The 1,103-nt window shown below is 68.9% G+C and carries 1 protein-coding gene; it reads right to left on the reverse strand.

The window, feature by feature from the left end:
• Window positions 1-1,103 (reverse strand): ImcF-related family protein (locus ACSFA3_RS25245; RefSeq protein WP_435508075.1); only part of this gene is annotated, 1,103 nt, incomplete at both ends.

Genomic DNA, 1,103 nt, shown 5'->3' on the forward strand with positions numbered 1-1,103 from the left:
CTGCCCGATGTTCTGCCGCGTTACCGCAGCTGCCTTCGACGACGCAGTGGCCGACAGGTCGTTCAGCATGCCCTGAAACGGCACCGGCAGGCGCCCGGCCTCGGCCTGCACCTTGGTGACCGAATCGCTGGTCGGCGGGATGTTGCCGCTGCGCAGCGCGGTGTCGGTGGCGGTGAGGTAGTTGTAGAGCTCGTTGATGAGCGCTGCCGTCGCGTCGATGGGCGCCTGTCCGCCCTGCTTGGGCGCGGTCACCATGCGGCGCAGCGGCTCGAAGTGGTTGTCCACCAGCGACTCGGGGCGGTCTACCCGCGTGTTGCGACGCTGGCTGCCATCGGGCTGGCCGATGAGCTGCTCGATGCGCTCGCGCGTGCTCTGCACGCGGTTCTGCGCCTGGTCGAGCAGGCTTCGCGCAGACTCGTCGTGGTTGCGCAGCAGGTCGGTCTCTCGCGCCGCGCCGCGGATGAGCCGCGACATCGGCGACTCCGCGGTCGAGAGCACGCGCGTCATCTGGATGCTCTGCAGCAGCGAACGGCTGTCGGCCAGGCGGATGTCGACGAGGTAGTCGTCCCACACCTTGATGTAGTCGGTGAGGTAGAGCCGGCGCACTTCGCGCAGCAGCAGCTCGCGCGAGGTGATGTCGGCGATGCCGGGCGCGCGGATCTGCAGCACCCAGCGGTCTTCCTGCTCGAGCGACAGCGTGGTCTCGGCAATGCGCTTGTCGAAGATGTCCCAGTAGCCGCGGTAGGTGAACAGCGTGGGAATGCCGTCGGTCAGCGGCTTGCCGCTCGCACGGCGGATGACCAGCGCCGACTCGGCCCCGCCCGCCTCGGCGATGGTGAAGGCATTGGGCTGGCTGGTCTGCAGGAGGATGCGGCGCAGCCGCGCATACGAGCGCTGTGCCAGCGGCACGCCGGCCAGACGCTCGCGCGTCTGCATGATGAGGCGGTCGTCCTGCGCGAAGGGCGAGGTCAGTACGCGCCCCACGAACAGCGCCTTCAGGGGCGATTCGAGGTTTGCGCGCTGCTCGCGCGTAAGCGAGGCGCCGATCTTGCGGTCTACGTCGGCGAGCAGCCAGGCCTGCTGCTGCGTGTCGCTGTTCGACG

It is taken from the genome of Variovorax glucosi (assembly GCF_051216695.1).
GTDB lineage: Bacteria > Pseudomonadota > Gammaproteobacteria > Burkholderiales > Burkholderiaceae_C > Variovorax.